The sequence below is a fragment of the Desulfovibrio sp. SGI.102 genome (assembly GCF_050314315.1).
Classification (GTDB): domain Bacteria; phylum Desulfobacterota; class Desulfovibrionia; order Desulfovibrionales; family Desulfovibrionaceae; genus Desulfovibrio.
Genome location: NZ_JBNPNC010000027.1, coordinates 1 through 13,076 on the forward strand (window position 1 = coordinate 1; position 13,076 = coordinate 13,076).

The 13,076-nt window shown below is 64.5% G+C and carries 12 protein-coding genes; 4 read left to right on the plus strand and 8 right to left on the minus strand.

What is annotated here, in order from left to right:
* Positions 1–313 precede the first annotated feature (313 nt).
* From ACQRCJ_RS07405 to rfbF, 4 genes are all read right to left on the minus strand, one after another.
* Positions 314–703 (minus strand): YbjN domain-containing protein, encoded by a 390-nt coding sequence (locus ACQRCJ_RS07405; RefSeq protein ID WP_289616452.1) that lies wholly within the window; start codon positions 701–703, stop codon positions 314–316.
* 280 nt (positions 704–983) lie between these two features.
* The gene (locus ACQRCJ_RS07410; RefSeq protein ID WP_168935556.1) at positions 984–1,454 is read right to left on the minus strand and encodes a dTDP-4-dehydrorhamnose 3,5-epimerase family protein; all 471 of its coding nucleotides are present in this window, start codon (positions 1,452–1,454) and stop codon (positions 984–986) included.
* Between the two features lie 82 nt (positions 1,455–1,536).
* A complete protein-coding gene (gene rfbG / locus ACQRCJ_RS07415; RefSeq protein WP_204625605.1) occupies positions 1,537–2,646 on the minus strand; it encodes a CDP-glucose 4,6-dehydratase in 1,110 nt (369 codons plus the stop codon).
* A gap of 106 nt (positions 2,647–2,752) precedes the next feature.
* Positions 2,753–3,517, minus strand: coding sequence for a glucose-1-phosphate cytidylyltransferase (rfbF, locus tag ACQRCJ_RS07420; protein WP_168935543.1), 765 nt, complete (start codon positions 3,515–3,517; stop codon positions 2,753–2,755).
* Positions 3,518–3,741: 224 nt separating this feature from the next.
* Between rfbF and ACQRCJ_RS07425 the strand changes: the two genes are divergently transcribed.
* The gene (locus ACQRCJ_RS07425; RefSeq protein WP_239463887.1) at positions 3,742–4,407 is read left to right on the plus strand and encodes a hypothetical protein; all 666 of its coding nucleotides are present in this window, start codon (positions 3,742–3,744) and stop codon (positions 4,405–4,407) included.
* 266 nt (positions 4,408–4,673) lie between these two features.
* Here the strand turns inward: ACQRCJ_RS07425 and hflX are convergent, their stop codons facing one another.
* Positions 4,674–6,308, minus strand: a complete 1,635-nt coding sequence (gene hflX / locus ACQRCJ_RS07430) for a GTPase HflX (protein ID WP_427799578.1) — start codon at positions 6,306–6,308, stop codon at positions 4,674–4,676.
* A 47-nt stretch (positions 6,309–6,355) separates the two neighbouring features.
* Positions 6,356–6,952, minus strand: a complete 597-nt coding sequence (locus ACQRCJ_RS07435; protein ID WP_006008060.1) for an IMP cyclohydrolase — start codon at positions 6,950–6,952, stop codon at positions 6,356–6,358.
* Positions 6,953–7,075: 123 nt separating this feature from the next.
* Here ACQRCJ_RS07435 and ACQRCJ_RS07440 point away from each other — a divergent pair, with 123 nt between their 5' ends.
* The 3 genes from ACQRCJ_RS07440 to ACQRCJ_RS07450 all read left to right on the plus strand — a co-directional run bounded on the left by ACQRCJ_RS07440 (position 7,076) and on the right by ACQRCJ_RS07450 (position 9,516).
* The gene (locus tag ACQRCJ_RS07440) at positions 7,076–7,885 is read left to right on the plus strand and encodes an exodeoxyribonuclease III (protein ID WP_168935541.1); all 810 of its coding nucleotides are present in this window, start codon (positions 7,076–7,078) and stop codon (positions 7,883–7,885) included.
* A 77-nt stretch (positions 7,886–7,962) separates the two neighbouring features.
* A complete protein-coding gene (locus ACQRCJ_RS07445; protein WP_303955812.1) occupies positions 7,963–8,655 on the plus strand; it encodes a hypothetical protein in 693 nt (230 codons plus the stop codon).
* A 132-nt stretch (positions 8,656–8,787) separates the two neighbouring features.
* Complete coding sequence (locus ACQRCJ_RS07450; protein WP_168935539.1) at positions 8,788–9,516, plus strand: aspartate/glutamate racemase family protein; 729 nt, start codon at positions 8,788–8,790, stop codon at positions 9,514–9,516.
* A 123-nt stretch (positions 9,517–9,639) separates the two neighbouring features.
* Here the strand turns inward: ACQRCJ_RS07450 and ACQRCJ_RS07455 are convergent, their stop codons facing one another.
* Together ACQRCJ_RS07455 and ACQRCJ_RS07460 are read right to left on the minus strand one after the other, a co-directional pair.
* The gene (locus ACQRCJ_RS07455; protein WP_006008068.1) at positions 9,640–10,140 is read right to left on the minus strand and encodes a metal-dependent hydrolase; all 501 of its coding nucleotides are present in this window, start codon (positions 10,138–10,140) and stop codon (positions 9,640–9,642) included.
* A gap of 265 nt (positions 10,141–10,405) precedes the next feature.
* A complete protein-coding gene (locus ACQRCJ_RS07460) occupies positions 10,406–12,664 on the minus strand; it encodes a vitamin B12-dependent ribonucleotide reductase (protein ID WP_240937677.1) in 2,259 nt (752 codons plus the stop codon).
* Positions 12,665–13,076 lie beyond the last annotated feature (412 nt).

Consider the following 13,076-nt stretch of genomic DNA (forward strand, 5'->3'; position numbering starts at 1 on the left):
AAGGCCTTCCCCGGCCCGGCTCCCTTCCCGATGCACTTTGGCAGGGAGGCTGGAGCATCGTGCCGTGGACGGTTGGGACATGATGCTGTTCCCCGGCGTTACGTAAAGACGGTATTTGCAAAGAAAGGACGGACGGTCGCTCAACTGGCGGCCGTCCGTCTTTTTTGATGTCCGGGTGATGCGGGCCGGAAAAGGGGAGCTTCGCCGGTGCGGTCGAAGGTCGTGCCTTTTCCGTCATACAGACCGGAAGCGGCTGGCAGTCTTCCTGCCAGCCGCCGTACGTCATGGGAGTGAAAGGATCACGTCAGAGAGGTCACATCAGCAGGGTCTGCCCAAGCTCGAAATGGGCGGCACATACGATGTCGATATAGCGCGTGATCTCCTCCTCGAGGATCTCGGTATCGCTGAAGCACTCGATAGCGACACGGATGAAGAATCTTTCCTCATCCTGGTCGAGGAGCATGCACTTCACGCATTTCAGCTTGCATTCAAGGCGGTTCCCCTCCCTGAGTACAGCGAGCTCGTCAGCCTTGTCGGCCGGGACGGTCAGGTCCGTGAAGATACGGAGATAAGTGGGATCGTCTTCCGAAAGGGTCATATAAAGGGTGCGGCCCTGGGCCTTGAAGGTCAGGTCGCCGTCATCATCCACATGGGCGATGTAACCTTCGGTCTGAAGTATCTTTTGCAGTTCTTCTGTCGTCATGGGTACCTCGGGGGCTGGCAGCTCCCGTGCGGGGCAGGGGAGCAGACGTTGCGGGAGCGTCTCCCGGTGGTGCCTGCCGCCGTAAGACACGGCCTTGTTGCAGGCAGGAAGGGCACATCGCCGGAGCTCCGCCTGTTGCGGGGGAGTTGGCCGCGTACTGTTGCCCTCGTCGTCATATCTGACCAGCGTACTATTATTGCGGAACAAGGATGTTTTGTGAAGAGGGGAGGGAGCACCCTCCTGGCGCAGGCATGGATCCCCCTCCCCTCAAAAATCCCTGCTAGTCCCAGCTGTAGGGGATGTCCTTCGTATCGGCGGGCAGGCGTTCGCCTTCTTCGGGATCGTGGGGCAGGTCGGCGCAGTTGCAGATCAGGGCCGGTTCGTCCGTGGCGGCGGTGAAGCCGTACCAGACCCCCGTGGGGATGCGCAAAAGGCCGTAATGGTCGGGGCGGCCCAGATACAGTTCCCGCAGCACGCCGCAGGTGGGCGAATCGGGGCGGGCGTCATAGAGCACGAGTTTCAGCAGGCCGTGGGGCACGGTGTAGTACTGGGTCTGGCGGCGGTGGCGTTTCCAGGCCTTGATGGCCCCGGGCAGGACCTCGGAGAAATAGACCTCGCCCAGATGCAGTTCCCCGTCCGCCGTCTCGGCGTGGGGGCGCAGGGGAGAGTCGGGGCGCAGCATGTGCATCACCGGGCCGCCGGGGGTAGTGATGACCTTCAGGGGCTGGAAGCTGACACCGTCGATGCCCATGTCCGGGCACGGATGTTCGGAACGTTCCATGGGGATGTCCTTTCTGGACGGCGGACCCGCCCGGAAGACCGGGCGGGCGGCCTTATTTCGTCCAGAGCTGCTCGCGCTGTTCGGCGGCGTTCACATAGGCCGCGATCTGGCCCAGGCTGAAGTCCAGCATGGAGCCCTGCTTGGCGCCGTCGCCGCGATAGAAACGATGGTACCATTCGGCGGTGAAGCGGATGGTCTCCTCAAAGGTCAGGGTGGCTTTCCAGCCCAGATGGGCCAGGGCCTTGTCGCAGCAGAGCTTGAGCAGGGTGCATTCCTTCATGCCCGCCTGTCCGGCCTTGTCCATCTCGCTGCGGAAGCCGGGCCAGTGCAGGGCCAGGGCCTCCACCACTTCCGCCACGGTATTGTTGACGTTGGCGGCAGGGCCGAAGTTGTAGGCCTCGCCGCGGGTCTCGAAGGGCCCCTTGCGCGCACCCAGCAGATGGGCGCCCAGCCACAGATAGCCGGACAGGGGCTCCAGCACCAGCTGCCAGGGGCGGGTGGCCCAGGGGCTGCGGATCTGCACGGCCTGACCGGCGGCCCAGGCGCGGGCGCAGTCGGGCACGATGCGGTCGGCGGCCCAGTCACCGCCGCCGATGACGTTGCCGGCACGCACTGTGGCGCAGGCCGGGCCGTCCTTGAAAAAGCTCTTGAAATAGGAATGGGCGATGATCTCGGCGCAGCCCTTGGAAGCGGAGTAGGGGTCGTCGCCGCCCAGATGGTCGGTCTCGCGGTAGCCCCAGACCCACTCGTCGTTGCGGTAGCACTTGTCCGAGGTGATGAAGACCGCGGCTTCCACGCTGGGGCACTGGCGCACGGCCTCCAGCATGTTGAGGGTGCCCAGCATGTTGGCTTCGAAGGTCAGGGGCGCGTCTTCGTACGATTTGCGCACCAGGGCCTGGGCGGCCAGATGGAAGACCACATCGGGGCGGAATTCCTTCATGGCGCGGACCACGGCATCACGGTCGCGGATGTCACCGCGCATGTCCTGCACGTGCTGTTCCAGATGCATGGCCTCGAAATGGGACGGGCTGGTGGGCACGCAGTCGGCAAAGCCGCAGACGGTGGCGCCCATCTGGCTCAGCCACGCGGCCAGCCAGGAGCCCTTGAAACCGGTATGGCCGGTGATGAACACACGGCGGCCTTTATAGCAGTTGGCAAACATGGTCTTCTCCTGCCGGTCGTGTTCGCGCCGGCGTCATGACGGGAAAAGGGCGGGTCGCCGGACGGCGCCCGGAAGGAAGGCGGGGCCGCAGCCCCGCCGGGAGGATCTATTTCCAGAAGGCCTTGCCGCTGTCCCACAGCTCGTTGAGCTTGATGGAGTCGCGCAGGGTGTCCATGCACTGCCACTGTCCGGGATGCGGGTACATGGAGAGCTGGCCTTCGGCGGCCAGGCGCTGCAGGGGCTCTTTTTCCAGATCGCAGGATTCGTCTTCGTCCAGATAGTCCAAGAACTCGCGCTTGAAGACGAAGAAGCCGCAGTTGATGTACTCATTGAGCACGGGTTTCTCTTCCCAGGACAGGATCTTGCCGTTCTCGTCGGTGCGCACGGTGCCGAAACGCGAGGGCATGCGCACGCCGGTGAAGGTCCCGATGGTGCCGGACTTCATGTGGAAGTCGATGAGCTTGTCGATGTCGATGTCGGCCACGCCGTCACCATAGGTGACCATGAAGCGGTCGGTATCGATGTAGCGGGCCACGCGCTTCAGGCGGCCGCCCTTGAGGGTCTCCTGGCCGGTATCGCACAGGGTCACGCGCCAGTCCTCGATCTCGCGGGGATGGGGGGTGATGGCGCCGCTGCGCAGGTCCACGGTGAAATCCGTGTTGCGGATGTTGTAGTCGTGGAAATACTGCTTGATGTATTCGCCCTTGTAGCCCAGGGGCAGGATGAAGTCCTTGAAGCCGAAACGGGCATAGATGTTCATGATGTGCCAGAGTACGGGCCGCCCGCCGATCTCGACCATGGGCTTGGGTTTGATGACGGTCTCTTCCCGCAGCCGGGTGCCCTTGCCGCCGCACATGATGATAACTTTCATACAGCCTCCGCCTGTCCGCCACGGAGCGGGACAGCAGTTGCCAAAGGTTTCGTATCCCGACCGGCCGGGATGGCACGGTCAGCCGGCGGCGATGCTAGCAAAAGGCGTGACGGAAAAAAAGCCCCTGTTTCCCGGCCATTGCGGCGGGGCGAACGCTTGGCAACCACCGGCGTCTGCGCTATCTTGTATGTCGCCCAAAAGTCATTTCCTGCATGGAGGATCCTATGCGCAAAAATTGCAGATCCCTGTTGCTGGCGTCGCTCGCCCTGACCTGCGGCCTGCTGGCGTCCTGCCTTTCGTCCGGCCCGGAAAAACCGCTCGGCGCCATGGCCGACGCCATGGAAAAGAACGACAGCGCGGCCTTCCTGGCCCAGATGGACATGCCCCTGTTCGCCGCCAACGAGGCGCGGAACATGACCAATGAGAACGAGGCCCTGAACATGCTGGATTCCCTGGGCCAGGATCTGGGGCTGGGCGGTATGGACCAGCTGCTGGGCAGCGCCCTGAACATGGAGGACAAACTCCGCAAGAGCCTGACCCGCGGTGTCTCCACCGGTGAGCTCATGGCCCATTGCCGCAAGGCCGAGCGCCCCGACTGCCCGTGGGTGCCGGAATCGCTCAGGAACGCCAAGGTGGTGGAGCTGGGCCCCGATGCGGCCGTGGCTTCCGTGACCACGCCTGCCGGCATGACCTCCTGGCTGGCTCTGCGGAAGCAGGGCGAGACCTGGCGCGTGGTGGGCCGGGCCGTCATGGAGAACATGGCCCGCGCCTTTGCCCAGGCGGGATCGCAGACCAAGGCCGCGCCCGCCGCTCCGGCCAAGGCGCAGCAGCCCGCAGCCAAGCCTGCTCCCAAGCCCGCTCCCAAGGGCGATGGGGCCGTCACGCTGTAGACAACGATAAGGTTGCCGTCGTGTGACGGCAGAACGTCGTTATGATGCCATGAGGGCCGCTCCAGGAGCGGCCCTTTTTTATGGCGTCGGCACATTGGCGCCACGCGCGAAAAAAACAAAAATGCCGTGCAGCGGCAGCGCGTTGAGCGTTGCCTGTCAGGAAAAATGGCCGATCTCGGAAAGACGGCGGAAAGAACCGTAACGGCAGCCCATGCGACGGCCGATCCAGCGAAGGGGCACAACGTCCGGTCGGTATCCCGGGCGGGCTACTGCAGGACAGGGCCATCCTCTTCAAAGGGGATGAGCAGCTGGCTCTGCTGGGTGCTGAGCAGCATGTTCTCCAGCACTTCCAGCAGGCGCTTGAGGCCGTCGCCGGTACGGGCGGAGACAGGGATGGCGTGCGGGAAGGCATCGGCCAGTTCGGCGCGGGCGGGCACGTCCAGCAGGTCCCACTTGTTGAGCAGCAGGATGCGCGGCATATGCTCCAGCTCCAGCTCCTCGAGGATGGTCTCCACAGAGGTGATCTGCTGCAGCAGGTCGGGATGCGAGGCGTCGGCCACATGCACCAGCAGGTCGGCGGACTCCAGCTCTTCCAGCGTGGCGCGGAAGGCATCCATGAGCTCCTTGGGCAGGTTGCGGATGAAGCCCACGGTGTCGGCCAGGATGATCTCGCGTTCGGCCGGGAAGCGCAGTCGGCGGGTGGTGGGGTCGAGGGTGGCGAAGAGCTTGTTCTCGGCCAGCACCTCGGAGCGGGTCAGGTTGTTGAGCAGAGTGGACTTGCCCGCGTTGGTGTAGCCCACCAGCGCGGCCATGGGGATGCCGCGACGGGCGCGGCGGGAGCGGGTGAAGGCCCGCTGGCGGCGCAGCTGGTCCAGTTCCTTGCGCAGGCGGGCCATACGCTCGCGGCTGCGGCGGCGGTCGGTCTCCAGCTTGGTCTCGCCGGGGCCGCGTCCGCCGATGCCGCCCATAAGGCGGTCCATGGCGCGGTTCTTGCCCGTAAGGCGGGGCTGGGTATAGCGCAGCTGGGCCAGTTCCACCTGGAGCTTGCCCGCGCGGGTCACGGCATGCTGGGCAAAGATGTCCAGGATGAGCTGGGTACGGTCCAGCACCTTGCGCTCGGTGATGTCGGCCAGGTTGTGGAGCTGGGCCGGGGAAAGCTCACCGTCGAAGACCAGGGTCCCGGCGCGGCCCTCCAGGGCCAGCACTTCCAGCTCGGCCATCTTGCCCTTGCCCAGGATGAACTTGGGATTGACCTGGGCCACGCGCTGCACCATGCGCCCGGCCACGGCCAGACCGGCGGTGCGGGCCAGCTCGGCCAGCTCGTCGAGGTTGCGCTCCTGGATGATGCGGGGCTGGGCCGCCACGGAGACCAGCAGGGCGCGGGGCGCGTCCGAGGCCTCGCGCGTGTCGTCGCTCCTGCGGGCCAGCTCTTCTTCCAGAGCTTCGGCGGTGGCGGCAAAATGGGCGCTGGTCTGGTCCCAGGGGCGGAGCTGCTCCACACGGTAGGGCTGCCCGGCCACGGGGGTGGGCAGCAGATGGGCCTCCTGCCATTGCACGGGGTCGCCGTCAGGATTGACGGTCAGCACGATGATGGCGTCCAGACGCAGGAAGAGCAGGTCCATGAGGTCTTCCTGGCTGAGGCCGTCGGGCGTGAGGTGGGTGTGGAGCAGACGAAGGCCGCGCAGACGGTCGGCACCGGAGCGGGCGCGGGGCAGTTCCGGGATCAGGATCCCGCCTGCCTCGCCCACCAGTACCATGTCCACGCGGCCTTTACGGTCGATGAGCATGCCCAGTTGACGCCCCAGGGCGCGCGACAACAGCGACAGTTCCCGGGCCTGGTCGATGGTATAGACATCAGTGGCCGGGAGACGTCGAGTGGTCAGCCGGTTGAGGGCCTTCAACTGGCTGGGCTTGAGCCCCTGCAGGTTGCCTTCGAGCCTGGAAATGGCTAGGCCCCCGGACGCAGGTAGGAGGTGATGAGGGCGTCGTAGCGCGAGGTGGCTTCAAACGCACGCGAGGCCATGGCCTGACGGAAGTCCAGGCTGACCTTCATGTCGTGTTCCTTCATCTCCTGCATGGCGGTGGCGTACCATTTGGTTCCGGGCAGCACCAGGATGCTGTGGAAGTTCTTGGCAGCGGCGCGGATCATGCAGGGACCGCCGATGTCGATTTCCTCCACGGCCTGTTCGAGCGAGAGCTTGCGCTCCACGGCACCGGCAAAGTCGTACAGGTTCACGCAGACCAGGTCGAAAGGCTTGATCTCCTTTTCTTCCAGCGTGGCCATGTGCTCGGGGATGTCCTTGTTGGCAAGGATGCCCCCGTGGATCTTGGGATGCAGCGTCTTCACGCGGCCGCCCAGGATTTCGGGGAAGCCGGTGACGTCACTGACGGCCGTCACGGGCAGACCGGCGGCCTGCAGGGCCTTCATGGTCCCGCCGGTGGAGACCAGCTCCACGCCGTTCTGCGACAGGAAGGTGGCAAATTCCACCAGTCCGGTTTTGTCCGTCACGCTCAGGATGGCGCGGCGGATAGGAAGCATATCCATACGGATTCTCCTTGGCTCATGTTGGCATTATTGCCGCAGGCGATTTTGCCAGAAAAACGGTCCGTTCGCAATGCCGCGCTTGCGGCCGGCACCACCTGCCGCTATGCTGGCGGCGGAGGTCCTATGTCCATCAGACTCGTATCCTGGAACGTCAACGGCCTGCGTGCCGTGTCCGCCAAACCCGAATGGCGCTGGTTCGCCGAGAACACCTGCGATGTCATCGGCCTGCAGGAGACCAAGGCCATGCCCGAGCAGCTCAAGCCCGAAGTGGCCAACCCCGAAGGCTGGGAGGCCCACTGGGCGTCCAGCGTGGTGAAAAAAGGCTATTCCGGCGTGGCCGTGTTCAGCCGCATCAAACCGCTGGCCGTGCGCTGCGAACTGCCCCAGCCGGAATGGCAGGGCGAAGGGCGCATCCTGCATCTGGAATTTGAAAAGTTCCACTTCTTCAACGGCTATTTCCCCAACGGCGGCGCCGAGGAACTGGACGAGAACGGCAAGCCCATCCCCGGCCGTTTCAAGCGCGTGCCCTACAAGATGGGCTTTTTCGACGCCTTCACGGCCTATGCGGAAGAATGCCGCAAAAGCAAGCCCATCGTGGTCTGCGGGGACTTCAACATCGCCCACAAGGCCATCGATCTGGCGCGGCCCAAGCAGAACGAGAAGAACACCGGCTTTTTGCCCGAAGAACGCGCCTTTCTGGACCGTTTCACGGCCCTGGGCTATGTGGACACCTTCCGCCATGTGCACGGCGACGTGGAAGGCCGCTATTCCTGGTGGTCGTACAAGATGCGCGCCCGCGAGAAGAACGTGGGCTGGCGTATCGACTATTTCTTCGTTTCGGAAGAGCTGAAACCGTACATCCGTGACGCCTGGATCGAGGACGACGTCTACGGTTCGGACCACTGCCCCGTGGGCCTGGAGCTGGACATCTAACGGACAGGGCCTCGTGGCTCCCGGTGGGACTTTTGCCGGGGAGGTCGCGTCGTCCCTCCCGTATTGGGAGAGGGCTCATGCCTGAGCTGAACATCGCTTCCTGTGACTGGAACGCTTATATCACACTGCTGCGACAGCAGGACGCCCTGTGGGCACGCCACAGGGATAATATCTCCCTGTCTTCCTACCTGCGTTGCCTGGAGGACGCCCGAGCCGTGTTGTCCCTGCCTTCGTGGGATGAGCTGAGTCACCGGGAGGCCACCATATTACTGGGGCTGGGCACGCAGTATGGCCCGCACGGCCTGCTGGGCTCTCTGCGCGGGGCGGGCATCGTCAAGGCCACGTTTATGCAGGACATTCCAGAATACCGGCATATACGTATCCGTATCCGTGATGCCATCCTGGCGGCCCGTGAAGCGGAGACAATTATGGACTTCATCCGCTGTGCCCAGACGGCGGTGGACACCATCGTGCGTCTGCCCCGTTTCAGCATGGCTACAGCCACGCGTTTGCTGACACTGGCGCGCCCGGACCGAGCCGTCTCCATCAACGGCGCCTCCAAAGCCGGGCTGGCGCGTCTGACGGGCCGCACCCAGTACTGGATAAGCGAGCCCCGGAACTACGGGATGCTGCTGCGCTGGGTCTACGCGCAGCGCTGGTATCAGTCGCCCGTGCCTGCGGATGCGGGCGAGGCCAGCTTGTGGCGGGCCCGTGCGGCCTTGCTCGATGTCCTTGCCTACGACAACAGCAGCCCGCTGACACAGGCCTAAGCCACGCGCATCCCGGGGGATTGAACGGGAAAAAGCATGGCAGTGTCTGTCCGTCCTTCTCTTGTCCCGCCGTATGCGGACTTTTTTAAGGGGGGCTTGGGTAAGGCCCCCGTTGCACTACAGGGAGAACACATGAAAACCATCGGTCTTCTGGGCGGCATGAGCTGGGAAAGCACGCTGACCTATTATCAGATCATCAACATGGTGACGGCCCAGACCCTGGGCGGTCTGCATTCGGCCCGCTGCCTGCTCTACAGCGTGGACTTTGACGAGATCGAACGCTGCCAGCAGGCCGGGGACTGGGACAGGAGCGCCCGCATCCTGGCCGATGCCGCACAGGCCCTGGAGCGGGGCGGGGCGGATTTTCTGGTCATCTGCACCAACACCATGCACAAGGTGGCCCCGCAGATCGCCGCCGCCGTGGGCATCCCGCTGATGCACATCGCCGACGTGACGGCCCGGCAGCTGCACATGGCGGGCGTGCAGCGCGTGGGCCTGCTGGGCACCCGCTACACCATGGAAGAGGATTTCTACACCGGCCGTCTGGAAGCCAACGGCCTGCAGGTGCTGGTGCCCGAAGCGGACGACCGGGCCGAGATCAACCGCGTCATCTTCGAGGAGCTTTGCCGGGGCGTCATCAAGGACAGCTCGCGCGAGACCTTCTTGCGGGCCATCCGGGATCTGGCCGCCCGGGGCGCCCAGGGCGTGATCCTGGGCTGCACCGAGATCGGCATGCTGGTACAGCAGGAGAACATCGCCGTGCCCCTGTTCGATACCACGCTCATCCATGCCCGCACGGCCGCGCTGGTAGCCATCAACGAGACGCCGGTGGATACCGAGCCGGTGAAGGTGAAGAAGTAGCGGCCGCTCTGGACGTTGCTCTTTTGAGAGCAAACAAAAAAGCCTCCCGTCATGGGAGGCTTTTTTGTTGCGCATACGCCGCACAGAGGAAGGAAAAAAGAGTCGCGTCCCTTCTATCCACACCTAGAAATGCAGCACGGGCATGCCCAGCTGGCGAACGTGACGGATGAGCTCCTTCATTTCCGGGCCCAGCAAAAAGCCCAGCAGGACGAGCATCACGCCCAGAAAGACATATTCGCCCACGCTGCCCGTGGAGCAGACCTTGAACGAGAGCTTGTTCTTGCGGGAAAAGGGATGCAGGGGGATGCCCGAAGGGGTCAGCATGTCCAGCACCACATGGCTGATGCCGCCCAGACCGATGCCCAGCAGGGCGGGCTGCCAGTGCGGGGGCACCAGATGGCTGCAGGCCACCAGCAGGATGGCGACCCACCAGCCGAACCAGTGGGTGGTGCCGCGGTGGATCTGGTTGAAGGTGCGCTGCGGGTTGCGGGAGCGCTTGGCGATGGCCTGGTCGAGCTTGTCGGGCAGGATGGCGCCGAGACAGGCGGCGACCACGCCTTCCAGCGGCAGGTGCAGGGCCAGGGCGGCGCCGACGCCCGCCGTCTGGTGGGTGATCCATTTCATGGGAGCTCCGTAAGACTGGGGATACCGTCCCGGAAGGCCGGGCGCGGGCTGCGGTCAAAGGGGCGGGCGGAGGCTGTCTCCGCTTGTCCTGTTCCGGTAGCGGGCGCACCTGCCGGGCACCTGCGGGCAGAGGATGCAGGCTGTGCGGCGCGGCATCCGCCCTTGCCGTGCAAACGGCAGGCAGCGAAAAGAAGGGGCCACCGGCAGGCCTTTCCGTCGCGCAGGGCGACAGAGGCGTCCGGCAGCCCCCTCCGTACGGATCGTTCTAGCCGCAGCGGGAGAAGCCGCAGGCGGGGCAGATCAGGCAGCCTTCCTGGAAGACCAGGGGCTCGTCGCATTCGGGGCAGCGGTGTTCCTCGATGTCGGCCACACCGGCGCCCAGATGCTCGTCCTTGAGGTAGCGGCGTTCCAGCACCCAGGCGATGGCGTCCGGGATGGAGAGCAGCAGGCCCTTGCCGCGGAACACGGGATGTTCGCCGCCGATGCCCTTGATCTGGGCCACGATGTCGCGCACCTCCACGCCGGAACGCAGGGCCAGGGACACCAGACGCCCGATGGCTTCGGCCTTGGCCGTGATGGAACGGCCGGACTTGCCGATGGTGGCGAAGACCTCGAAGGGCTTGCCGTCGATCTCGTTGACGGTCAGGTACATGGCGCCCAGACCGGTCTGGATCTTCTGGGTGAAGCCCTGCACCACTTCGGGACGCTTACGCACCACGCCCAAGCGGGGCTTTTCCGCAGGCGCGGGGGCTTCGCCGTCCATCTTCTTCTGGCCTTCGCCGGTGGCCAGCACCTGCAGGCTCTTGCAGCCGTCACGGTACACGGTGACGCCCTTGCAGCCTTCCTTGTAGGCCAGCCAGTAGATGTCGTGGATGTCCTGTTCGGTGGCGCTGTGGGGCAGGTTCACGGTCTTGGACACGGCATTGTCCGTATGGCGCTGGAAAGCGGCCTGCATGCGCAGGTGCCAGACGGGATCGATGTCCATGGCCGTGACGAAGACCTTGCGCATGGCGGCGGGCAGGGCATCCAGGGACTGGATGGAGCCTTTTTCCACCACCTGCTCCATGAGTTCGGGCGTGCCCAGACCGGCTTCCTTGAGGGCGGCCTCGAAATAGGGGTTCACTTCCACCAGGCGTTCGCCGTCCAGGATGTTGCGGGTGAAGCAAAGGGCGAACAGGGGTTCCACGCCCGAGGAGCAGCCGCCGATGATGGACAGGGTGCCCGTGGGCGCGATGGTGGTGACGGTGGCATTACGGTAGGGGCCTTCGCCGCGCTGGGGGAAGACGGATTCCGCATAGGCCGGGAAGGGCCCGCGCTCTTCGGCCAGACGGGCCGAGGCGGCGTGGCCTTCGGCATTGATGAAGCCCATGATGCGCTCGGCCAGGGCGATGCCCGCCTCGGAATCATAGGGGATGCCCAGCTGGAAGAGCAGGTCGGCAAAGCCCATGACGCCCAGGCCGATCTTGCGGTTGCGGCGCACGGTCTCGTCGATGCGTTCCAGCGGGAAGCGCGAGGCGTCGATGACGTTGTCCAGGAAGCGCACGGCCAGATGCACCACCTGCTTCAGGCCGTCCCAGTCGATACCGGCCGCGGCGGGATCTTCGTCATGCTCGTGGCCGGGCACAAAGAAGCAGGCCAGATTGATGGAGCCCAGGTTGCAGGCCTCGTAGGGCAGCAGGGGTTGTTCGCCGCAGGGGTTGGTGGATTCGATCTCGCCCTGGGCGGGCGTGGGGTTGTCGCGGTTGATGCGGTCCAGGAAGACGATGCCGGGGTCGCCCGTCTGCCAGGCGCGGCAGACCAGCAGGTCGAAGATCTCGCGGGCGCGCAGGCTGCCGGTGACCTTGCCGGTGTGGGGATCGGTCAGCTCGTAGTTCTCGTCGCGCTCCACGGCCTGCATGAAGGCTTCGGTCAGGCCCACGGAAAGGTTGAAGTTGTTGAATTCCCCTTCCTTTTCCTTGGCCCGGATGAATTCCACGATGTCGGGATGGTCCACGCGCAGGATGCCCATGTTGGCGCCGCGCCGGGTACCGCCCTGCTTGATCTGTTCCGTGGCGGTATTGAAGATGCGCAGGAAGGAGACCGGGCCGGAAGCCACGCCGCCGGTGGAGCCCACGCGGCTGGCCTTGGGGCGCAGGCGGGAGAAGGAGAAGCCCGTGCCGCCGCCGGACTTGTGGATCATGGCGGCGAACTTGACGGCATCGAAGATCTCTTCGATGGAGTCGCCCACCGGGAGGACGAAGCAGGCGGAGAGCTGGCCCAGCTCGCTGGCGGCGTTCATCAGGGTGGGGGAGTTGGGCAGGAAGCGCCAGCTGGTCATCAGGTCGTAGAACTGGCGGGCCAGGTCGTCGGCGGTGAAGGGGGAACGCTCGTATTTGGCTTCTTCAGCGGCGATGGCACTGGCCACACGCCAGAAGAGGTCACGGGGCGTCTCGGTGCTGCCATCTGCTTTTTTGTGCAGATAGCGTTTCTGCAGCACCACTTCCGTGTTGGGCTTGAGCTGCGGCTCGGGCAGATCGTGAGGCATGGGAGGGATCATGGCAGACCTTTGGGTAAAAAGAAAAGCGGCTGGCCTCCCGCTGGGGGAAAGTCGGCACGCTGGATCGATCGGCTTCACAGGCCGGGCGGTCTGGAACCGCGCGGCGAAAGCCCTTTATACGCGTTCCCCTGGGGAAAATAAAGGGCCTCTTCCAGTGGAGAAGAAAAGCCCGCTTTGATCTTGTTCAATAAAATCAGGATGTTTTTTGAAAAAAACGGCTCTTGTCACCCGCGGAGGGCCCACGGGGGAAAACCCCCGCAGGGCCTTGACCTGCAAAGAAAAAGGCGGGGAAAGAAAAATTTTTCCGGGCCCGGAAAAAGATTTTTGTCACAGAGCGCCGGAAAAGCCCTCCGGCAGAGCCTGCCGGGCTTGCCCGCAGGTGCCGTGCTGCTGCCGGTGG

Bases quoted from the DNA above. Each gene is read 5' to 3' on its own strand.
- ACQRCJ_RS07450 (WP_168935539.1), top strand. From the start codon at position 8,788: ATGAAAACCATCGGTCTTCTGGGCGGCATGAGCTGGGAAAGCACGCTG.
- rfbF (WP_168935543.1), bottom strand. From the start codon at position 3,517: ATGAAAGTTATCATCATGTGCGGCGGCAAGGGCACCCGGCTGCGGGAA.
- ACQRCJ_RS07455 (WP_006008068.1), bottom strand. From the start codon at position 10,140: ATGAAATGGATCACCCACCAGACGGCGGGCGTCGGCGCCGCCCTGGCC.
- ACQRCJ_RS07440 (WP_168935541.1), top strand. From the start codon at position 7,076: ATGTCCATCAGACTCGTATCCTGGAACGTCAACGGCCTGCGTGCCGTG.
- rfbG (WP_204625605.1), bottom strand. From the start codon at position 2,646: ATGTTTGCCAACTGCTATAAAGGCCGCCGTGTGTTCATCACCGGCCAT.
- ACQRCJ_RS07425 (WP_239463887.1), top strand. From the start codon at position 3,742: ATGCGCAAAAATTGCAGATCCCTGTTGCTGGCGTCGCTCGCCCTGACC.
- ACQRCJ_RS07460 (WP_240937677.1), bottom strand. From the start codon at position 12,664: ATGCCTCACGATCTGCCCGAGCCGCAGCTCAAGCCCAACACGGAAGTG.
- ACQRCJ_RS07405 (WP_289616452.1), bottom strand. From the start codon at position 703: ATGACGACAGAAGAACTGCAAAAGATACTTCAGACCGAAGGTTACATC.
- ACQRCJ_RS07435 (WP_006008060.1), bottom strand. From the start codon at position 6,952: ATGGATATGCTTCCTATCCGCCGCGCCATCCTGAGCGTGACGGACAAA.
- ACQRCJ_RS07445 (WP_303955812.1), top strand. From the start codon at position 7,963: ATGCCTGAGCTGAACATCGCTTCCTGTGACTGGAACGCTTATATCACA.
- ACQRCJ_RS07410 (WP_168935556.1), bottom strand. From the start codon at position 1,454: ATGGGCATCGACGGTGTCAGCTTCCAGCCCCTGAAGGTCATCACTACC.